At 65.9% G+C, this 19,550-nt stretch carries 19 protein-coding genes and 1 pseudogene; 3 read left to right on the top strand and 17 right to left on the bottom strand.

Translation table 11 applies throughout. The features are described 5' to 3' along the window. Position 1: 1 nt before the first annotated feature. The 6 genes from rapZ to A5636_RS20845 form a co-directional block, all read right to left on the bottom strand. Complete coding sequence (gene rapZ, locus A5636_RS20875) at positions 2 to 886, bottom strand: RNase adapter RapZ (protein WP_065160536.1); 885 nt, start codon at positions 884 to 886, stop codon at positions 2 to 4. After that, positions 883 to 2,838, bottom strand: a complete 1,956-nt coding sequence (gene uvrC / locus A5636_RS20870; protein ID WP_065160535.1) for an excinuclease ABC subunit UvrC — start codon at positions 2,836 to 2,838, stop codon at positions 883 to 885. The genes rapZ and uvrC overlap by 4 nt, the downstream gene beginning before the upstream one ends. Before the next feature lie 77 nt (positions 2,839 to 2,915). Next, the gene (locus A5636_RS20865; protein ID WP_065160596.1) at positions 2,916 to 3,383 is read right to left on the bottom strand and encodes a PH domain-containing protein; all 468 of its coding nucleotides are present in this window, start codon (positions 3,381 to 3,383) and stop codon (positions 2,916 to 2,918) included. Continuing rightward, positions 3,383 to 3,865, bottom strand: coding sequence for a 6,7-dimethyl-8-ribityllumazine synthase (gene ribH, locus A5636_RS20860; protein WP_065160534.1), 483 nt, complete (start codon positions 3,863 to 3,865; stop codon positions 3,383 to 3,385). Before ribH ends, A5636_RS20865 begins: the two co-directional genes overlap by 1 nt. Positions 3,866 to 4,071: 206 nt before the next feature. Continuing rightward, positions 4,072 to 5,349 (bottom strand): bifunctional 3,4-dihydroxy-2-butanone-4-phosphate synthase/GTP cyclohydrolase II, encoded by a 1,278-nt coding sequence (locus A5636_RS20855; protein WP_065160533.1) that lies wholly within the window; start codon positions 5,347 to 5,349, stop codon positions 4,072 to 4,074. A 425-nt stretch (positions 5,350 to 5,774) separates the two neighbouring features. Continuing rightward, entirely contained in the window at positions 5,775 to 6,395 is a 621-nt protein-coding gene (locus A5636_RS20845) for a riboflavin synthase (protein ID WP_065160531.1), read from the bottom strand. An 84-nt stretch (positions 6,396 to 6,479) separates the two neighbouring features. On the opposite strand from A5636_RS20845, the gene A5636_RS20840 reads away from it, so the two are divergent. Beyond that, positions 6,480 to 7,181, top strand: a complete 702-nt coding sequence (locus A5636_RS20840; RefSeq protein ID WP_065160594.1) for an LppX_LprAFG lipoprotein — start codon at positions 6,480 to 6,482, stop codon at positions 7,179 to 7,181. A gap of 8 nt (positions 7,182 to 7,189) precedes the next feature. Continuing rightward, a complete protein-coding gene (locus A5636_RS20835; RefSeq protein WP_155763933.1) occupies positions 7,190 to 8,821 on the top strand; it encodes an MFS transporter in 1,632 nt (543 codons plus the stop codon). On the opposite strand, the gene ribD is transcribed toward A5636_RS20835, so the two are convergent. The 5 genes from ribD to A5636_RS20810 form a co-directional block, all read right to left on the bottom strand. Next, entirely contained in the window at positions 8,802 to 9,824 is a 1,023-nt protein-coding gene (ribD, locus tag A5636_RS20830; protein ID WP_301336734.1) for a bifunctional diaminohydroxyphosphoribosylaminopyrimidine deaminase/5-amino-6-(5-phosphoribosylamino)uracil reductase RibD, read from the bottom strand. The two genes, A5636_RS20835 and ribD, sit on opposite strands and share 20 nt — an antisense overlap. After that, positions 9,821 to 10,525 (bottom strand): ribulose-phosphate 3-epimerase, encoded by a 705-nt coding sequence (gene rpe / locus A5636_RS20825; RefSeq protein WP_155763928.1) that lies wholly within the window; start codon positions 10,523 to 10,525, stop codon positions 9,821 to 9,823. The genes ribD and rpe overlap by 4 nt, the downstream gene beginning before the upstream one ends. A 1-nt stretch (position 10,526) precedes the next feature. Then, positions 10,527 to 11,951, bottom strand: a complete 1,425-nt coding sequence (locus A5636_RS20820) for an RsmB/NOP family class I SAM-dependent RNA methyltransferase (RefSeq protein WP_065160529.1) — start codon at positions 11,949 to 11,951, stop codon at positions 10,527 to 10,529. Further along, on the bottom strand, positions 11,948 to 12,880 hold the full coding sequence (gene fmt / locus A5636_RS20815) for a methionyl-tRNA formyltransferase (protein ID WP_065160592.1): 933 nt from the start codon (positions 12,878 to 12,880) through the stop codon (positions 11,948 to 11,950). The genes A5636_RS20820 and fmt overlap by 4 nt, the downstream gene beginning before the upstream one ends. Before the next feature lie 66 nt (positions 12,881 to 12,946). Then, the gene (locus tag A5636_RS20810) at positions 12,947 to 13,390 is read right to left on the bottom strand and encodes a MarR family winged helix-turn-helix transcriptional regulator (protein WP_155763932.1); all 444 of its coding nucleotides are present in this window, start codon (positions 13,388 to 13,390) and stop codon (positions 12,947 to 12,949) included. A gap of 333 nt (positions 13,391 to 13,723) precedes the next feature. Between A5636_RS20810 and A5636_RS20805 the strand changes: the two are divergent. Further along, positions 13,724 to 14,298, top strand: a pseudogene (locus A5636_RS20805) (PE family protein); the annotation flags it as partial. Between the two features lie 143 nt (positions 14,299 to 14,441). Here A5636_RS20805 and A5636_RS20800 read toward each other — a convergent pair. The 6 genes from A5636_RS20800 to A5636_RS20775 form a co-directional block, all read right to left on the bottom strand. Then, the gene (locus A5636_RS20800) at positions 14,442 to 15,083 is read right to left on the bottom strand and encodes an SDR family oxidoreductase (RefSeq protein WP_065160526.1); all 642 of its coding nucleotides are present in this window, start codon (positions 15,081 to 15,083) and stop codon (positions 14,442 to 14,444) included. Positions 15,084 to 15,106: 23 nt separating this feature from the next. Next, positions 15,107 to 16,369, bottom strand: a complete 1,263-nt coding sequence (locus A5636_RS20795) for a TetR/AcrR family transcriptional regulator (RefSeq protein WP_065160525.1) — start codon at positions 16,367 to 16,369, stop codon at positions 15,107 to 15,109. Positions 16,370 to 16,498: 129 nt separating this feature from the next. Beyond that, positions 16,499 to 17,146 carry a nitroreductase family protein gene (locus tag A5636_RS20790; protein ID WP_065160524.1) on the bottom strand — a complete coding sequence of 216 codons (648 nt, stop codon included), beginning with the start codon at positions 17,144 to 17,146 and terminating at the stop codon, positions 16,499 to 16,501. Between the two features lie 2 nt (positions 17,147 to 17,148). Continuing rightward, positions 17,149 to 18,084, bottom strand: a complete 936-nt coding sequence (locus A5636_RS20785; protein ID WP_065160523.1) for an SDR family NAD(P)-dependent oxidoreductase — start codon at positions 18,082 to 18,084, stop codon at positions 17,149 to 17,151. Beyond that, on the bottom strand, positions 18,081 to 19,187 hold the full coding sequence (locus A5636_RS20780; RefSeq protein ID WP_065160522.1) for an acyl-CoA dehydrogenase family protein: 1,107 nt from the start codon (positions 19,185 to 19,187) through the stop codon (positions 18,081 to 18,083). The genes A5636_RS20785 and A5636_RS20780 overlap by 4 nt, the downstream gene beginning before the upstream one ends. Next, a partial coding sequence (locus A5636_RS20775; protein WP_301336733.1) for an acyl-CoA dehydrogenase family protein occupies positions 19,184 to 19,550 on the bottom strand: 367 nt, incomplete at its 5' end. The genes A5636_RS20775 and A5636_RS20780, both read right to left, overlap by 4 nt.

Below are 19,550 nucleotides of genomic sequence, written 5' to 3'. Positions count from 1 at the left end.
CTCATTCGCGACCCAGATCCCGGTGCAGGGCGCGAACCGTCAATTGAGGATCGGACCGCAGCAGTGCCATCAACGCTTCGGCGATCGCCACGCTGCGGTGCTTGCCGCCGGTACACCCGATAGCCACCGTCATGTACCGCTTCCCCTCCCGCCGGTAGCCCTCCAGAACCAGCAACAGCAACCGATGGTAGGTCTCGAGGAAGTCGCCCGCGCCGGGCTGGCTCAGGACGTAGTCACGCACTGGACCGTGCTGACCGGTCAGCGGGCGCAACTCGTCCACCCAGTGCGGGTTGGGCAGAAACCGCACATCCATCACCATGTCGGCGTCCATCGGCAACCCGTACTTGAAGCCGAAGGACTCCACGGTGACGCTGGTGGTCGGGCCGCCCGTACTGCCGAACGCCCGCTCGATGCTTTCCCGCAGACTCCGCACCGACAAGGTCGAGGTGTCGATGATCAGGTCCGCGGTCGCGCGCACCTGCGCGAGCATGCGGCGCTCGGCGGCGATGCCTTCGGCCAATGTCTGCTCGCCCTGCAGCGGATGGCTGCGCCGATTCTGTTCGTAGCGGCGCACCAGCATGTCGTCGGATGCCTCCATGAACACCACCCGCGGCCTGATGTTGCGGGTGGCCAATTCGTTGCGCACCTCGTCCAGATCGCCGGTGAAGCCGCGCGACCGGACATCCATCACCACCGCGAGCTGGGTGATCCGCGACCCGGCGGCCAACCCGAAATCGACCATGCGCGTGATCAATTGGGGAGGCAAATTGTCCGCCACATACCAACCCAGGTCCTCGAGGACCTTGGCGGCGGTACCTCGCCCCGCGCCCGACAGCCCGGTCACCAGAACGACATCGATACCGGCAGGGACATCCGCGTTCGTCATTCCGCAGCTCCCGTGGACTCCGACGGCGATGCCGGCTGGAGTGCCTCCAAAACGGCGGTCGCGGTGGCCACACCGATGCCGGGTACGGCGGTGATCTGGTCGACGGTGGCCTCCTTGAGGCGAGCTATTGAACCGAAGTGGGTGACCAACGCCTTGCGCCGGTGCTCGCCCAGTCCCGGTACGGAGTCCAGGGCCGACGCCGTCATCCGCTTGGATCGCTTGCTGCGATGGTAGGCGATCGCAAATCGGTGCGCTTCGTCGCGCACCCGCTGCAACAGATACAGCCCTTCGCTGTTGCGCGGCATGATGATCGGATCGGGCTCCGACGGAACCCAGATCTCTTCCAGCCGCTTGGCCAAGCCGATCACGGCGACGTCGGTGATGCCCAATTCTTCGAGCACCGCGCTGGCCGCGTTGACCTGTGGCGCACCGCCGTCGACGACGTAGAGGTTGGGCGGATACGCGAACCGGCGCGATTTCCCTTCCGCGGTCAGCAGATTCGGGTCCTTCTGTTCGTTCAAATGCCGCCAGAACCGGCGCCGGGTCACTTCGGCGATCGAGGCCACGTCATCCGAGCGCCCCTCCCCCGCCGCTTCCCGGATCCCGAAGTGCCGGTAATCCGATTTGCGCGGTAAGCCGTCCTCGAAGACCACCAGCGAGCCGACAACGTCGGTGCCCTGCACATGACTGATGTCGACACACTCGATCCGCAGCGGGGCCTCGGCCAGGCCGAGGGCATCCTGAATGTTCTGCAAAGCAGCCGATCTGGCGTTGAAGTCACCGGCTCGCTTCAATTTGTGTTGCTGGAGAGCATCTTTGGCATTGCGCTGCACGGTCTCGGCCAGGGCCCGCTTGTCGCCGCGGCGCGCCACCCGCAGCGACACCTTGGAACCGCGCAGGCTGGAGAGCCAACTAGTCAGCTCGTCGTGGTTGGACGGCAGACACGGCACCAGCACGTCACGCGGCACGGGGTTCACGGATTCGTCTGCCGCGCCACCCAATTCGGCCTGCTCCCCATAAAACTGGGTAAGGAACTGCTCTACCAGTTGCTCGGCCCCGGTGTCGCCGGGGTCTGCGGACTTCTCCACGATCCAGCCCCGCTGGCCCCGAACTCGTCCGCCGCGGACGTGGAAGACCTGGACGGCCGCCTCGAGATCGTCGTCGGCGAACGCCACCACGTCGGCGTCCGTGCCGTCGCCGAACACCACGGCCTGCTTTTCCATGGCCCGTTTCAGCGCGCCCAGGTCGTCGCGCAGCCGGGCGGCCCGCTCGAAGTCCAGCGCGTCCGAGGCCGCGTGCATCTGCTGTTCCAGCTCGCGGGCAAACCGGTCGGTTTTGCCGGACAGGAAATCGCAGAAGTCCATCACGATCTGCCGATGCTGGTCCGCGCTCACCCTGCCCACGCACGGCGCCGAACACTTGTCGATGTACCCGAGCAGACACGGGCGGTCGATCTGGTTGTGCCGCTTGAACACTCCGGCCGAACAGGTGCGGGCCGGAAACACCCGGGTGAGCAGGTCCAGCGTCTCCCGGATCGCCCATGCGTGCGAGTACGGGCCGAAATACCGCACCCCTTTGCGCCGCGGCCCGCGATAGACCATGAGCCGGGGAAATTCTTCGTTGAGGGTGACCGCAAGCACCGGGTACGACTTGTCGTCGCGGTAGCGAACGTTGAAGCGCGGATCGAATTCCTTGATCCAGTTGTACTCCAGCTGCAGCGCTTCGACCTCGGTATTGACCACCGTCCACTCGACCTTGGCGGCAGTGGTCACCATCTGCCGGGTGCGCGGATGCAGGCTGGCGGTGTCGGCGAAGTACGACGTCAATCGGCTGCGGAGACTCTTGGCTTTACCTACATAGATGACCCGCCCGTAGCTATCCCGGAACCGGTACACGCCCGGTTCAACCGGGATGGACCCGGGCGCGGGGCGGTAGGTGGCGGGATCTGGCACGTAACCAGGCTAGTGGTCGTCGCGGGCGGCGATAAATGGACGGGTGGCCGGCACGGTGCTCGTCCGCAGCAGGCGCATCAGCGGGTGAACAGGTCGGGCCGGTACCGCGCCAGTTGCTCCCGGACGGCGTCCATCGCGTCTACCGCGCGTTCCTTGTCCACTGCCTGGATCGCCATCACCGGGATGTACTCGTCGTCGGGCAAGTCGACTCTGGCCCAGCGGCTGCCCGCCGGGAAGGACACACCGACCAGCTCCGGCCAGCGGATCAGCCTGTCACCCAGCAGGTTCCGCACCGAAACGCCAGCCGCCCCGACGCGTAGCCGCGGCCTGGTCAGCAACAGCACCGCACCGGACAGCACCACGCCCAGCACGGCCATCGCCACCTGGTCGGCCGTCTGGAAGACCACCCCGGTGGACCCGGTTTTCAGCAGCAAACCGACCACGATGTGTGCCGCGAGGATGAGGAAGGCCGCGACGTAGGCGAACATCGGCGTCAGCCGGGGACGGCAGACCAGGTCCCATTTCTCGGTTTCGGGTGCGGTCATCACGATTGCGCGCGCAGCCTGCGCAGGGTCAGGGCGGTCGACAGGGCCGCCGCGGCCGCCTGGGCGCCTTTGTCCTCGGCCGACGACGGCAGCCCGGCGCGATCCAACGCCTGCGCCTCGGTGTTGGTGGTCAGCACCCCGTTGGCCACCGGCGTTGCGGCATCCAGCGAAACGCGCGTCAGACCTTGCGTCACCGCATCGCAGACATAATCGAAATGCGGTGTCTGTCCGCGTATTACGACGCCCAGCGCCACTACGGCATCGTGGCTGCGAGCCAGCTCCTGGGCGACCACGGGGATCTCAATGGCCCCCAGCACCCGCACCACCGTCGGACTGCCGACACCGGAATCGGTCGCCACCTTGCGGGCTCCGGCCAACAGCGCATCGCAGATTTCGGTGTGCCAGGTGCTGGCGACAATCGCAAGCCGGACATCCGCCGCATCTACCGCGGGCATGTCCGGCACGCCGGCACCACCACTCATTTGCGCCGTTCCTCCTCATCGCTACCGCTCTGCATCGTCACCGGCGCGCACTCATCTGCGCCGTTCCTCCCCATCGCTACCGCTCTGCATCGTCACCAGCGCGCACTCATCTGCGCCGTTCCTCCTCATCGCTACCGCTCTGCATTGTCACCGGCGCGCACTCATCTGCGCCGTTCCTCCCCATCGCTACCGCTCTGCATCGGCGCTCACAGCGCACCGCCGAATTCACCGGGCAGGTGCACGGATTCGTGGAAATCATCCAAACCAGCCAGGTCGTGGCCCATCTTGTCGCGCTTGGTCATCAGATAGCGAATGTTTTCGGCGTTGGCCCGCACCGGCAATGGCACTCGCTCGATGATGTGCAACCCGTATCCGTCCAGGCCGACCCGTTTGGCCGGGTTGTTCGTCAGCAGCCGCATCGACCGCACGCCGAGATCCACCAGAATCTGGGCGCCAATGCCGTAATCCCTTGCGTCGGCAGGTAACCCGAGCTTGAGGTTCGCATCGACGGTGTCTTCACCGGCGTCCTGCAACTGGTAGGCCTGCAGCTTGTGCATCAGGCCGATGCCGCGGCCTTCGTGACCGCGCATGTAGAGCACCACGCCGCGTCCCTCGCGGGCCACCATGGCCATCGCGGCATCCAGCTGCGGCCCGCAGTCGCAGCGGCGCGACCCGAACACATCACCGGTCAGGCACTCGGAGTGCACCCGGACCAGCACGTCGTCACCCTCGGCGGTGGGTCCGGAGATGTCACCACGGACCAGCGCGACGTGTTCGACGTCTTCGTAGATGCTGGCGTAGCCGATTGCCCGGAACTGACCGTGCCGGGTAGGAATCCGTGCCTCGGCGATGCGCTGAATGTGCTTCTCGTGCTTGCGCCGCCACTCGATCAGGTCGGCGATGGTGATCAATGCCAGCTGGTGTTCGTCGGCGAAGACCCGCAGTTCGTCGGTCTGGGCCATCGAACCCTCGTCTTTTTGACTGACGATTTCGCAGATCGCTCCGGCGGGTTGCAGTCCCGCCATTCGGGCCAGATCAACGGCGGCCTCAGTGTGTCCGGGGCGTCGCAAGACGCCACCGTCTTTCGCCCGCAAAGGAACGACGTGACCCGGACGGGTGAAATCCTCTGCGATACTTGCCGGATCGGCCAGCAACCGCATCGTGGTGGCCCGATCAGAAGCCGAAATCCCGGTGCCCACACCATTTCTCGCATCGACGGTGACGGTGTAGGCAGTTCCGTGCTTGTCCTGGTTCACCGCGTACATCGGCAATAGGCCCAACCGGTCGCAGATTTCACCGGACAGCGGGACACACAGATATCCCGAGGTGTATCGGACCATGAAAGCGACCAATTCGGGCGTGGCCTTCTCGGCCGCAAAGATCAGATCGCCTTCGTTCTCGCGATCCTCGTCGTCGATGACTACGACGGCTTTCCCCGCCGCAATGTCGGCAACCGCCCGTTCGACGGAGTCCAACCTCGTCATCGTTGTCACCTTGCTATGAGACCCGCTACCTGCACCTAGTATGAACCACCGCGCGACGTCAGTTATTGCGATGGCAGCTCAGCCTGCATTTTCCGCGGCATGGCCCAGCAGAATTGTGAGCGATCCCACTTGTTCGCCCCGCAATGGCAGAATCCCGCGGCTATGGCCCGCAATCCACACGATCAATCCCCCGACCTGCAAGCCGAGATCGACCGAATTTCCGACCAGTTGGGAGTCCGTCCGATTCAGGTGGGACTGAGGACTAATGACGGTCTCAACGTCTACCTGGCAGACGACGGCACCTATCACTTCACCTTCTATGAACGCGGCGAACTCGGCTTCGACCGGACGGGCAGCCTCGATGACCTGCTCTATTGGTACTGCGAAGGGATCGTCTCAAGCCGGGCCGCCCTACCCCGGCGGGCTCAACCGCTGTGGGCCCCACCCTCGCGTTGCAGCAACCGCTCGACGTATTTCGCGATCACGTCCACTTCCAGGTTCACCTGGGTGCCCACCGGTGCGGTGCCCAGCGTGGTCAATTCGCGCGTCGTAGGGATCAGGGAGACCTCGAACCAGTGATAGGGGTCCGCGCCCAGCCCCGAGACGGTCAGTGAGATCCCGTCGACGGTGATCGAACCCTTTTCGACGACGTAGTGGGCCACAGTTGCGGGCATGCGGACCCGCACCACCTCCCAGTGCTCGGAGGGCGCGCGGGAGACGATTTCACCGGTGCCATCGACGTGGCCCTGCACGATGTGCCCGCCCAAGCGACTGTTGAGTGCGGCGGCGCGCTCCAGATTCACCCGGCTGCCGGGCCGGAGCTGACCCAGATTGGACCGGTCCAGCGTCTCGGCCATGACATCGGCGGTGAACTGGCCGTCGGGCAGCACTTCGACGACCGTCAGGCACACCCCGTTGACGGCGATCGAGTCACCATGCCCGGCATCGGAGGTGACGACGGGGCCGCGGATCACCAGCCGTGCGGCGTCTGCCAGCGGATCCCGACCCGTCACTTCTCCGAGTTCCTCGACAATTCCGGTGAACATCGCACCAGGTTAATGAGTGTTGAGGTGCAGCTGCACCCGCCTCGCTCCCGGGAGCAGTCTCAGCCACCCTCTACGATGCTGGGTATGCAAAAACCCCGCCGCCTTTTCGCTGTACTTGCCGCGCTGTGCGTCGCGATGACGCTCATCGCCGGGTGCTCGATCAGCAAGAAGAGTAGTAGCGGGCCGTTGCCCGACGCTGCGACGTTGGTCAAGCAGTCGACCGAGACCACCAAGGGCGTCAAGAGCGCGCACATAGTTCTGACGGTGAACGGCAAGATCCCAGGCCTGTCGATCAAGACACTGACCGGTGACCTCAACACCGAACCGACCGCGGCCAAGGGCAACGTCAAGCTCACGTTCGCCGGATCTGACATCGACGCCGACTTCGTCGTGTTCGACGGCATCCTGTACGCCACCCTCACCCCGAACAAGTGGACCGATTTCGGCAAGGCATCCGACGTCTACGACGTCTCGCAGATCCTCAGCCCGGACAAGGGCCTGGCCAATGTGCTGGCGAACTTCACCGAACCGAAGGCCGAAGGCCGGGAAAACATCAACGGCCAGACCACCATCCGCATCAGTGGGAAAGTCACCGCCCAGGCTGTGAATGCGATCGCGCCGCCGTTCAGCGCGTCGGACCCGGTGCCGGCCAAAGTGTGGATTCAGGAGACCGGGGACCACCAGTTGGTGCAGGCCCAGCTCGAGCGCGGGACCGGTAACTCGGTCCAGATGAATTTGTCCAACTGGGGCCAGTCAGTACAGGTCAGCAAGCCTCCGGTCAGCTGATGGCCACCATGCGAACAGGACGCCGAGTCGCGATCAGCGCCGGCAGCCTAGCGGTGCTGCTGGGCGCTCTGGACACCTATGTCGTCGTCACGATCATGCGCGACATCATGAACAGTGTCGGCATCCCGGTGAACCAGCTGCAGCGAATCACCTGGATTGTCACGATGTACCTGCTGGGGTACATCGCGGCCATGCCACTGCTCGGCCGGGCCTCGGACCGGTTCGGTCGTAAGTTCGTACTGCAGGCCAGCCTGATCATGTTCATCGTCGGCTCGGTGGTGACCGCGCTCTCGGTGAAGCTCGGCGAGTGGAACCTCGAGATGGGCGACTACATCCTGCTTACGCCCGACCCGAACCGCGCGTTCCACGTGCTGATCGTCGGTCGCACGATCCAGGGTATCGCCAGCGGCGCGTTGTTGCCGGTCACGCTAGCGCTGGGCGCCGACCTGTGGTCGCAGCGAAACCGCGCCGGCGTGCTCGGCGGCATCGGCGCGGCGCAGGAACTCGGCAGCGTGTTGGGGCCGCTGTACGGCATTTTCATCGTCTGGCTGTTCCACGACTGGCGAGACGTGTTCTGGATCAACGTTCCACTGACGCTGATCGCGATGGTGATGATCCACTTCAGCCTTCCGTCGCATGACCGCAGCGCACAGCCGGAAAAGATCGACCTGGTGGGTGGTGTGCTGCTGGCCGTGGCGTTGGGTCTGGCGGTGATCGGGCTGTACAACCCTGCCCCGGACGGCAAGCAGGTGCTGCCCAGCTACGGGCCACCGCTGGTAATCGGTGCGGTGGTCGCCGCCTTCGCCTTCTTCGCCTGGGAGCGGTTCGCACGCACCCGCCTGATCGACCCGGCCGGTGTGCACTTCCGTCCGTTCCTGTCTGCCCTGGGCACCTCGGTCTGCGCCGGCGCGGCGCTGATGGTGACGCTGGTGAACGTCGAATTGTTCGGCCAGGGTGTGCTGCAGATGGACCAGAACCGCGCGGCCGGCCTGCTGTTGTGGTTCCTGATCGCGCTGCCCATCGGCGCGGTGCTGGGCGGATGGATCGCCACCAGGGTCGGCGACCGGGTGGTGGCGTTCGTCGGAATGCTCATCGCGGCGGGCGGGTACTGGCTGATCTCGTACTGGCGGGCCGACCTGATGGACCGTCAGCACAGCATCTTCGGGCTCTTCACGGTGCCCGCCGTCCACACCGACCTGTTGGTGGCCGGGTTGGGCCTCGGACTGGTGATCGGCCCGCTGACGTCGGCGGCGCTGCGGGTCGTCCCGGCGGCCCAGCACGGGATCGCCTCGGCAGCGGTCGTGGTAGCCAGGATGACCGGCATGTTGATCGGCGTGGCGGCGCTGAGCGCCTGGGGGTTGTACCGCTTCAACCAGATCCTGGGGGGCTTGACGGCATCGATCCCGCCCGACGCCGGCGTCCTGGAACGCGTCACCGCGCAGGGGCACATGTACCTGCAGGCTTTCGCCCTGATGTACGGCGACATCTTCAAGGTCACCGTGGTGATCTGTGTGGTCGGAGCCTTGTTGGGGCTGTTGATCAGCAGTCGCGGCGAGCACGCCGACGAGGAGGACGAACCGGCCGAACAACCGCCGATCGCCGAACCGCAGCCGACCGGGGCTACCGAGCCACCAGGCTGAGCAGCAGGTCCGGTCCCACCTGCTCGACGCTGTCGTACTGCCAGCGCAGGGCGTGGGCCATGCTGGACACGCCGACGTCATCGACGGCCGTCACCGGGCCGCCCAGCAGGATCGGCGCGACGTAGGCCAGGATCCGGTTGATCGCCCCGGCCCGCAGGAACGCTCCGGCCAGCGTGGGGCCGCCTTCCAGCAATACGTCAGTGCGATCCGCCAACGCCCGAAGCACCTCCACGGGATCGTTGGTGCGGATCACCATGGTGCGGGAATCGTCGTTGAGCACTTTGGCGTCCGGCGGTATCTCCCGCTTCCCCACCACCACCCGCAGCGGTTGCTGCGGAGCCAGCGAACCGTCGGGCAATCGGGCCGTCAGCGCCGGGTCGTCGGCCAGCACCGTCCCGGTGCCGACGATGATCGCGTCGGCCAGCGCGCGCCGGCGGTGCAGGTCCGCCCGGGCGGCCTCGCTGCTGATCCACTGGCTGGATCCGTCGGCGGCGGCGCTGCGGCCGTCAATGCTGGTGGCGTACTTCCACGTCACGTGCGGCAAGCCGGCACGTTGCTTGTGCAGCCATTCCCGGAGCGGGCCGGCGGCCACGTGATCGGCCATGACGCCCGACCGCACCTGCACGCCCGCCGCCGTCAATCGGCCCGCACCCCCACCGGCAATGCCGTTGGGGTCGGCAACGCCGAAGATCACCGTGCCCACCCTGGCCTCGATCAGCGCGTTCACGCACGGTGGAGTCTTGCCGAAGTGGTTGCACGGCTCCATGGTCACCACGGCGATTCCGCCGGCGGCCAGCCCACCGGCCCGGCGTAACGCGATGACTTCGGCGTGGTCGCCGCCGGCCGGCTGGGTGGCGCCGACTCCGACGACCCGGCCCTCCTGGTCCACGATGACAGCCCCGACCGGCGGGTTCGGGTAGGTGGTGCCTTTGACTTGATAGGAATGCTCAATAGCCAGGCGCATCGCTTCTTCGATGCTCTTGACCTGCTCGACGCTGGTCACGCCTTCGCCCCACCGAGATGGGGTGAGGCCGCGCCGGCCTGGCGGCGCAGTTTCTCGACGGCGGCGGAGGGGTCGTCGGCGCCGTAGACCGCCGAGCCGGCGACGAAGCAGTCCACGCCTGCTTCGGCGGCCTGCTCGATGGTTTCTTCGTTGATTCCGCCGTCGATCTCGACCAGAATCCTGAGCTCCCCCGCATCCACCAGTTTGCGGACCGTACGCACCTTGCTGAGTACCTCGGGGATGAATTCCTGACCGCCGAAGCCGGGTTCGACGGACATGATGAGCAGGGTGTCGAACTGCGGGAGGATGTCCAGGTACGGACCCAGCGGCGTCTTGGGCTTGACGCTGATGCCGGCCTTGGCTCCGGCGGCGCGGATATCGCGAGCCACCCCGGTCGGGTTGTCGGTGGCCTCGGCATGGAAGGTGACGTTGTAGGCGCCGGCTTCGGCGTACGGCGGTGCCCATCGATCCGGGTTTTCGATCATCAGATGGCAGTCGATTGGGATATCGGTGTGAGTCAACAGACTCTCCACTACCGGCAGTCCAATGGTCAGGTTCGGCACGAAGTGGCCGTCCATCACATCGACGTGCAACCAGTCGGCACCGCGCACGGCGGCGGCTTCGTCGGCGAGCCGACCGAAGTCCGCTGCCAGCATCGACGGCGCTATCAACGGTCCCCCCGTACCAGACATGAGCGACACATTACTGGCGGCGCAGCGCCGCCGCGAACATAGCGTCGGTGCCGTGTCGGTGCGGCCACAGCTGCACGTACGGACCCGGTCCGAGATCTTCGACCGGTGCGAACAGCGGCCGCGTATCCAGGGCTTCAACCGGGTGGCGGCGCAGCGCGTCGGCGACCACACCGACGGTCTCAGCCAGATGCGGGGAGCAGGTCGCGTACAGCACCACTCCGCCAGGTCGGGTCAACGCGATTGCGGCCCCTAACAACTCGCGCTGCAGCTTGGCCAGCGCGGGCACATCGGACGGCTGCCGCCGCCAGCGCGACTCCGGACGGCGACGCAGCGCACCCAACCCAGTGCAGGGCACGTCGACCAGCACCCGGTCGAACCCCGGCTCGAGGTCGCTCTGCCGGCCGTCGACCCGAACCACATCGACCGGCAGCCCCTGGGTGTTCTCCACCACCAGATCTGCCCGATGCGGAGCCGGCTCAACAGCGGTCACCCGGGCGCCCGCCTGCGCCCCGAGTGCGGCCAACAACGCGGTCTTGCCGCCCGGGCCGGCGCACAGGTCCAGCCACCGGCCGGCGTCGTCGTCGACCGGCGCCAGGGTCAGTGCGCGCGCCACCAATTGGCTGCCCTCGTCTTGAACCAACGCGTGCCCGTCACGCACGGGTGCCAGCTGCCCCGGGTCACCACCCGGCAGATACACCGCGTGCGGCGAGTAACGACCCACCGCGCCACTGACCGTGTCGGCCAGTTCGGCGGCGCTGACCACGCCGGGGCGTGCCGCCAAATGCACTTGGGGCCGTTCATCGCCGCTGGCCAGCGCCGCGTCCAATTCCCCGGCTGCGGCGCCGAGCGCGTCGGTGAAGGCCTGGGCTATCCACCGCGGGTGGGCGTGCACGAACGCCGCGTGCCCGACCGGATCATTGCGGGGGGCAAGTTCCTCCGCCCAGGCTTTCTCGTCCCGCCCGGCGATCGTGCGCAATACTCCGTTGACGAAACCCGCTCGTGCCGAATCGAATTCGATTCCGGCCTGGTCGACGGTGGTGGATACCGCGGCGTGTGCGTCCACCCGGGTACGCAGCAACTGATAGCTGCCCAGCCGAAGCAAATCGAGCAGCACCGGGTCGATGGTTTCCGGGGCTCGCCCGGCGGCCGCGCCGATGACCGCGTCGAGCAATCCCCTGGCCCGGCATGTTCCATAGGTGAGTTCGGTGGCGAAAGCGGCGTCCCGGCCGACGATTCCACGCTCGCGTAACAGGGCAGGCAGTACCAGGTTGGCATAAGCGTCACGCTCACTGACCGCCCGCAGCACGTCGAATGCCGCGCGCCGCGCGGGATCCAGCGGTTTGCGATGTGGACCTCGGGCTCGGTTCTGCGGCCGCTGCCGTGGCGGTTTACGGTCCGGCCGCTTCCGGTCCGGCTTGTCCTGACCCGGCCTCATGACGCCCGCACCGCGGGATCTAACCGGGCGCCCCGAGCCCAGTCGGCAGCGTTCATGGTTTTCTTGCCGGGTGGCTGAATCTCGCCCAGCCGCACCGGTTCTGAGGCTGTGCCGATCCAGACGTTCTTGCGGTCGACCCGGATCGTGCCGGGCGGCATCGGATCGGCAGCTACTGAATCTAATTGCACCGGACCAACTTTCACGCGCATATCGCCGATCAGCGTCCAGGCGCCCGGATTGGGCGTGACGGCACGGATGCGTCGCTCAACCACCTGTGCCGGCAGGTCCCAGCGAACCCTGGCCTGCTCCACGCTGATCTTGGGCGCCAGGCTGATGCCGTCGAGCGGCTGGGGACGTGGCGTCAGCGTCTGGTCTTCGATGCCGTCCAACGTGGCCGACAGCAACCCCGCACCCGAAACAGCAAGGCGCGCAAGCAGATCGCCAGCGGTGTCGGTCGGTCGGATGACCTCGGTAACGACGCCGTACACCGGCCCGGAGTCCAGGCTTGGTTCGATTTGGAAGGTGGTGGCGCCGGTGATCCTGTCACCCGCGGCGATCGCGGCCTGTACCGGCGCCGCGCCGCGCCAGGCGGGCAGCAGCGAGAAGTGCAGGTTGATCCAACCGTCCGGGGGCACCCCGAGCAACCCCTCACGCAGCAGTGCCCCGTAGGCCACCACCGCGCAGCACTGCGGCGCCAATTCCGCCAGTTCGGCGACGAATTCCGCGGAATTCGGCTTCGCGGGGCGCAACACCGGGATGTCACGATCAAGCGCCTCGCGAGCTACGGGGGACGGTTCCACTTTGCCCCGCCGCCCCGAGGCCGCATCGGGCCTGGTCAACACCGCAATGACCTCGTGACGGGGCGATTCGATCAGGCGACGCAGCGCGGGCAGCGCGGGTTCGGGAGTGCCGGCGAAGACGATGCGCACCGGCACAGTCTAGGTACCCCGACCCAGTGGTCTGTGCTCAGCGGCGTCCGAACACCGCCCAATCGTCTAGATCTCGTCGAGCCCGATATGGGCGTCGGGCTCACCGCCGGCGGCGGTGAACGCAGTGAGCGCGCGCACCAGCCCCTGGCGTTCGGTCTGCGGCATCTGCCCGACAATGCGGGCTATCTCGGCGCGCCGGTTCGCGGTCACCTTCGCAACCACGTCGCGACCGCGTTTGGTCAAGGCGGCGAGCAGTTCGCGTCGCGACGTCGGATGCGGGAGACGGTCGATCATTCCCGCGCCGACCAGGCGGTCGACCATCCGACCGGTCGCCGACGGTTGCACTCCCAGCAGGGTCGCCAGCGTGGCCAGATTGATGGGACCCCGACTGGACAGGATCACCAGGGTGCGGAACTGCGGAATGGTGAGGCTGTCGTCGACCTGAGCAATCGAATGCGCGGAGATGCCCACCAGCAACCGGGAAGCCGTCATCAATGCATCGGTGATCATGTCCAGTGACTCGTCGGCCGCTGTCGCATTGTCCGTTGCCACTGATGCTTCCCCATCCCGTGCCTGCTGGTAGCAGCGAAAGTGTAACAGTCTCCTACAGTCCTAGGGATGAACTGTTTCCTATAGATAGGGTTGCCGCACGGCATTCTCCAGCGGTGTTCCCCGCTCGGCGCCCCGGTCTGTTGTGAACTTTGTTCGCCGGACAAGCCAGTCTGCGGTTTCGCGCCGGTGTACTCAGCATTTTTGTCTCAAGTATTCAGCCGAAATCGCGCTGAGCTGGTCAATGAGGGTCTACCATCCGTTTCTGGCGCACGAGGGTCCTAGGAGATAAGCATGTCTTTTATTTTAGTTGGACCAGCTCATTTTTTGAGTGCAGCAGGAGATCTCACTGCGATCGGTGTTGCGCTCGACCAGGCAAGCTCGGCCGCCGCCGCTCAGACGACCGCATTGGCAGCAGCCGGTGCCGACGAAGTGTCGGCCGCCGTTGCGCTCCTCTTCGGTGCACACGGCCGGAGCTATCAAGCCCTCAACGCGCAAGCCGCGTTGTTCCACGACCGATTCGTGCAGACCCTCCTCGGTGCCGCGAATTCGTACGCCGGCGCCGAGGCAGCCAATGCGGCCCAAACCGTTCAGCAGGACGCGCTCGATCTAATAAACGCGCCCGCTCGAGCGCTTCTGGGCCGGCCACTGATCGGCAACGGCACTAATGGGACCGCGGCAAGTCCGGATGGCGGACCCGGCGGCCTGCTCTACGGCAATGGCGGCAATGGGTATTCGCCAACCACGCCAGGCGGGCTCGCCGGCAACGGGGGCGCGGCGGGATTGATCGGCAACGGCGGTGCTGGTGGGGCCGGGGCAAACGGCGGGCTGACCGCGGCAGGGACCACGGCGGTGCCGGCGGGGCCGGCGGCTCCTGAGAGGTCCCCGGTAGGCACGACGCTGCTGGCCGAGCTAGCCGTCAGACTCACCGCATGCGGCAGCTTCCACTGGCGCCGGCGGAAAGGGCGGCAAAGGCGCGCGTACTTAGCCGGTAACCGCGATCGGCCTAAGCTCAGCCGACCAACGCCTCCTCGATAGGCACGTCGCCGTTGTTGAACTCAATGGTGCGGCTAATGGTCGAGTCGTCCCGCAGTGCGGCCGCCGCCACCAGCGCGACATCCTCGCGCGAAACCGAACCCTTCGCCTTCCCTATCGCGATCCGGCCGGTCCCGGGGTCCAAGGTGAGCCGGCCCGGCCCCAGCACCGTCCAATCCAGCCCGCTCGCGCGCAAGTGCTCATCCGCTGCACCCTTGGCTTCCGCATAGGCGAAGAATGAATCATCTGCTGATACACCGTGATTGGGTCCGGCGCCGAAATAGGACACCATGATGAACCGCTTGGCGCCCGCCCGCTCGGCGGCGTCGATCACCCGGATCGCAGCATCGCGGTCGACGGCGTAGGTTCGCGCGGGGTCACCACCGCCGGCCCCCGCGGAGAAGACGACCGCGTCGTGCCCGGCCAGTAGGTCGGCCAGGGCGTCGGTATCGCGTTGTTCGATGTCGGCCACCACCGGCGTCGCACCGGTAGCCGCGACGTCGTCGACGTGGTCTGGATTGCGGAATACTGAGCTGACGGTGTCGCCGCGCTCGGTCAGGATGCGAGCCAGATGCAGTGCGACCTTGCCGTGGCCGCCGATAACGATGATGTGCGCCATGGATTCGACGCTACGCGCGGTCGCTACCTACCGCGAATGGCCGTGCCCCGCAACACCGTGTCACGAGCGAGGATGAGCGACGCCCGAGTGCCCACGTCGCGCAGGATGTTCTCCGGGATCCACTGCATACCGATGATGCAACGGGCCAACATCGTCGTGGAAGCGGCGTCGGTGCGGATCTCATTGGACCGAATGCCTTCGGAAAGCAGTGATTTCATCTGACGCAGCCGTGTCGTGTACGACCACCCCGGGTTCACCGTGTCTCGCGGCGGTGACTGCCGCATCCAGGCCAACTGAATCCTGAACTCGTCGGAGAACTGATCCAACGCATTGACGTTCACCCAGCTAAGGGCATCCAGCTTCTGGACCGGCGTCGCCTCGGAGCGCAGCACGTCAACCCATCCCGCTTCGACCTTCTGACCGAATGAGCGCATGATCGACGCCAGCAGTTCGTCTTTGGATCCGATCACCCGATACACGGTGCCGGTGCCCAGCCCGGCGGCCGACGCGATATCCCTGATGGTGGTGACTTCATATCCCTTGCGGCCGAACTCCGTTCGCGCCACCGCGCGCAGGTGTGCCGCCTTGTCGCTGGGGTCGGCTTCGCTGTCGTCGGCCCAGCTTCGGATGACGTCGCTGGCAGCCGCAAAGGCCGGGGACCGGTCCAGTGCTCGATCAGTTGGGGGGCGAGATGCTAACCCCTGCAAAATGATTCGGCACATCAACGTAGCGACTTGGTCGGCAGAGGAGTTATGCCGGATTACATCAAGGCCGACCTGCAGCATGGTCTGGCAAATGCGATCGGCCAGCGTCGGGAGGTCTACTTCGGCTTTGATGTAGCCGCTCCATCTGGCGGCGCGCAGCGTTTGCAGCATCGCCTCCAGGATCGCGACGGGCCGTTGTTTGGTCAGCTTCATCAACTCGGGATCTGCGCTCGGTCCCTCGTAGAACGACATCTGCAGGGCCGCGCGATGCCGCACAGCACAGTTGGCGATCGCGGACCCCAGCTCGATGATCTGTTCGGCCGGTGGCCGTGAGTCCGGCTCGTCCAATTTCGCTTGAGCGCTTTGCCCTATGCGTTCCAAGTCTGCTTGGTAGCGGCGGATGAGCTCCACCAGGATCGCTTCTTTGGATTCGAAGTGGTGGTAGAGGCTGCCCGGGAGAATGCCTGCGGCATCAGCGATCTCCTGCAGCGAGGTCCGTAGTCCGGAGGAGGCGATCAACGTCGCTGCCGTCTCGAGGATCTCGGTCCGGCGCGTTCCGGATTCGGTTGCGCTATCGGTCATGGCTGGCCGGACTTGGCGAATCGCAGTCTCGGCAACATGCGAATCACATCCTCCCGATGAACCAAATCTTTGTTAGAGATTAACAGCATCACGGTGCCAAACGCGCTGCGTAGGGATCTGTGCCTCATCCTAGCCGGACTGCGCGGGCCAGTGGTCGATGCAGATTACCTCGTCAACGGGAAGACGACGGGCGGGCCGGAAAGTGTGCCCGGCCCGAAGGCGGCCGACTGGCAGCAGGCAACCCTGGACGTAGCCCGGTGGGATGCCGAGCAGTTCTGCGACCGCCGCCTCGTGGTGCAGGTGCAGGGTAGTGATGCAGGTGCCGTAGCCCCGGGTGTGCAAAGCAAGTTGAAAGTTCCACACCGCGGGAAAGATTGATCCATACAGCGTGGCTAGGTGGAACGACTCGTCGCCGTCGATGCGGGGCAGGTAGGGCTGGTAGCAGGGGACCACCAGCACCGGAACCGTGCGCATATTCTCGACCAGCCACTCAGTCGACGACATCAGCCTGGTCTCCGGCGTGCCAGCGGGCATCATCCCTGCGAGCAACTGACCGCCGACGCGGCGCAGATAAGCTTCCCGGTACAACTCCGCGATTTCACCCCGCAACGCTGGATCGGTCACCACCAGCCACCGCCAGGTCTGCTGGTTGGAGCCATTGGCAGCCTGCAGTCCGATGCGCAGGCAGTCACGGATTTCGTCGAGGTCGACGGGTGCGTCCAGGTCGAGCGACCTGCGCGCCGAGCGGGTCGCGGTGAGCAGGTAATCGATGTGCACGATTACGCCCCTATCTCGACGCCGCGTTGCGCACAGACACCGAACACTTCCTCGAAGATCGAACCAGGCACCGTGAACGGTTCGGTCGCTGTCACCGCCGATAGATGGGCCGCGATGTCGTCCGCACTCGGTGCGCCGTCAGCATCGGCGAGCCAGCCCTGGCCAAGTCCGACGAACACGCGCGCGAAGCGGCCCGCGCAAGCGGAGAAATTCTGATGGCTGAGCTCGCACGCCCGGCTGGCGAGGAAGATGACCATCGGCACCACCAACTCTGGCTTGATCAGCTCCAGGAAGCCGATCCGTTCCAAGACCTCCGGGTCCCCGACTGTCTCGGTCACCATGCGCGAAAAGCCAAACGGCAGTACCGTGTTGGCGAGAATGCCGTGCTCGGCGCCCTCGATGGCGATGACGTTGCATAACCCCACCAGCCCGGCCTTGGCGGCCGCGTAATGGGCTTCCCACGGTTGTCCGAACATTCCGCCGGAGGACGAGACGAACACGAAGCGGCCATAGCCTTGCGCTTTCATCACCCGGTAAGCGGGCTGGCTGAGATAGAACCCGCCGTCTAGGTGCACGCCGAGCATGCGACGCCAGTCGTCCGCCGATAGTTCCTCGAACGCGATGCTGTTGAAGATGCCGGCATTGCTGATGACGGCGTCCAGCCGACCGAAGGTGTCCAGGGCCGTCTGAACAATTGCGGCGCCGCCTTCGGGGCTGGCCACCGAATCGTGGGATGCCACCGCTGTGCCACCGGCACTTTGTATTTCGGCGACGACCTGATCGGCGACGGTGCTGTCGGCACCCTCACCGTGCATGGTTCCGCCGAGGTCGTTGACGACGACCGAGGCCCCTCGGCGCGCCAGTTCGAGCGCATACAAGCGGCCCAGGCCGCGCCCAGCGCCGGTCACGATGGCTACCTGGCCATGAAAATCGATCACCGCTGTCCCTTCTTGGCGAGGCGCGCACCGACTTCGGTCAGATACTGATCGGGTCCGCCCCCGTATTCGCTCCAGCTCAGTAACCGCTTGAGGTAGAGGTGTGCATCGTGTTCCCACGTGTATCCGATGCCGCCGAACACCTGGATCGCGGTGTCACCCACGGCAGCCAACCGGCCTGCGAAAGCCTTCGCGCGCAGCGCGGACAGGTGGTGCTCCTCGGGATCCGCGGCGTCAGCCGCCCACAGCGCGTGGATCACCCCGCCGCGAGCCAACTCGACCGTCTCGTACATATCGACGCACAAATGTTGAACCGCCTGAAACGAGCCGATGGCCTGACCGAATTGCTTTCGTGTCTTTGCGTATTCGAGGGCCATGGCCAGCACGGCGCGGGCGGCGCCGAGCGCGTCGGCGGCCATCGCGATGAGGACGTCGTCGACCACGGCCTGGAGGGTGCTGGGGGACAGGCTACCGAACCGACGCGTGGCGGCTCCGTCGAATTTGACTTCGAATTGCTTACGGGTCTGGTCGATTCCGCGTTGTGGGGTGATGGTGATGCCGCCGCTGGCGGTCTCGACCGCGAAAAGCCCGGTGCCGTCGCGGTCTTGCGCAGCGACCAGCACAAGGTCGGCGGCAGCCGCGTCGGGCACGATGGCGATCTCGCCCTTGAGGACGACGCGCGGGGTCTCCTCGTCGGTGCGTTCAATCGCCGCGACCGCGCCGGTATCGAACAGGCCGATAGTCGCGACGGTGGTTCCCCGGGCAATTTCGGTGAGGATCCGGGCCGCCGACGAGCCGCCAATCCGAGTCAACAGCCGCACGGCGCCAACGGCCGTGGACAGCCAGGGCCCCGGGTACAACGCGGCGCCGAGTTCTTCGGCGACAACACCGGCCTCGACCATGGTCATGCCGGCACCGCCGTGCTCCTCCGGGACCAGCAACCCCGTCGCGCCCAGATCGGCAAGACCGCGCCACACCGTCTCCGTGCTACCGGTGGGGTCATCGAGCAGCGCGCGCACATGTCCGGAAATTGGCGCTCGCTCGGCAAGGAAGCGCCGCACGGTGTCACGTAGCGCGACCTGTTCCGCGGTCAGTTCGAGATTCATGAGCGCGGCAACCCCAAGACCCGTTGGGCGGTGATGTTCCTGTTGATCTGGCTGGTGCCACCCGCGATGGTCAGTGACCGGGATGTCAGCCGGTAGTCGCTCCATCGGCCGTGCGCGCCGCGGGTTCCCAGCACGTCGAACGCCAGAGCGGCGAGATCCTGTCCGATCTCACCCCAGACCGTCTTGGCCAGACTTGCCGAACCGAGTGCGTCACCCCCGTGCAGTGTCGCCGAGATCGCCCGCTGGCAAAGCACTTCCAGATACTTGATCCGGACATCGATCTCGCCGAGTCGGCGCAGGACCACCGGATCGTCCAGTGCTCGACCACCGTCGCTCTCCGCAAAGTCAGCCACCAGTTCTTCC

Origin of the sequence: Mycobacterium asiaticum (assembly GCF_001673315.1) — a bacterium.
GTDB lineage: Bacteria > Actinomycetota > Actinomycetes > Mycobacteriales > Mycobacteriaceae > Mycobacterium > Mycobacterium asiaticum_B.
Note: the sequence above shows the minus strand (reverse complement) of the source record. Positions and strands in the feature narration are given on the sequence as shown.

What these genes read in the sequence shown, in the direction of transcription:
- A5636_RS20810 (WP_155763932.1), bottom strand. Translation starts at nt 13,390, where the DNA reads ATGATCACCGATGCATTGATGACGGCTTCCCGGTTGCTGGTGGGCATC.
- rapZ (WP_065160536.1), bottom strand. Translation starts at nt 886, where the DNA reads ATGACGAACGCGGATGTCCCTGCCGGTATCGATGTCGTTCTGGTGACC.
- A5636_RS20780 (WP_065160522.1), bottom strand. Translation starts at nt 19,187, where the DNA reads ATGAATCTCGAACTGACCGCGGAACAGGTCGCGCTACGTGACACCGTG.
- A5636_RS20800 (WP_065160526.1), bottom strand. Translation starts at nt 15,083, where the DNA reads ATGGCGCACATCATCGTTATCGGCGGCCACGGCAAGGTCGCACTGCAT.
- A5636_RS20855 (WP_065160533.1), bottom strand. Translation starts at nt 5,349, where the DNA reads ATGACGAGGTTGGACTCCGTCGAACGGGCGGTTGCCGACATTGCGGCG.
- A5636_RS20840 (WP_065160594.1), top strand. Translation starts at nt 6,480, where the DNA reads ATGCAAAAACCCCGCCGCCTTTTCGCTGTACTTGCCGCGCTGTGCGTC.
- A5636_RS20865 (WP_065160596.1), bottom strand. Translation starts at nt 3,383, where the DNA reads ATGACCGCACCCGAAACCGAGAAATGGGACCTGGTCTGCCGTCCCCGG.
- A5636_RS20845 (WP_065160531.1), bottom strand. Translation starts at nt 6,395, where the DNA reads ATGTTCACCGGAATTGTCGAGGAACTCGGAGAAGTGACGGGTCGGGAT.
- A5636_RS20835 (WP_155763933.1), top strand. Translation starts at nt 7,190, where the DNA reads ATGCGAACAGGACGCCGAGTCGCGATCAGCGCCGGCAGCCTAGCGGTG.
- A5636_RS20820 (WP_065160529.1), bottom strand. Translation starts at nt 11,951, where the DNA reads ATGAGGCCGGGTCAGGACAAGCCGGACCGGAAGCGGCCGGACCGTAAA.
- A5636_RS20795 (WP_065160525.1), bottom strand. Translation starts at nt 16,369, where the DNA reads ATGACCGATAGCGCAACCGAATCCGGAACGCGCCGGACCGAGATCCTC.
- ribH (WP_065160534.1), bottom strand. Translation starts at nt 3,865, where the DNA reads ATGAGTGGTGGTGCCGGCGTGCCGGACATGCCCGCGGTAGATGCGGCG.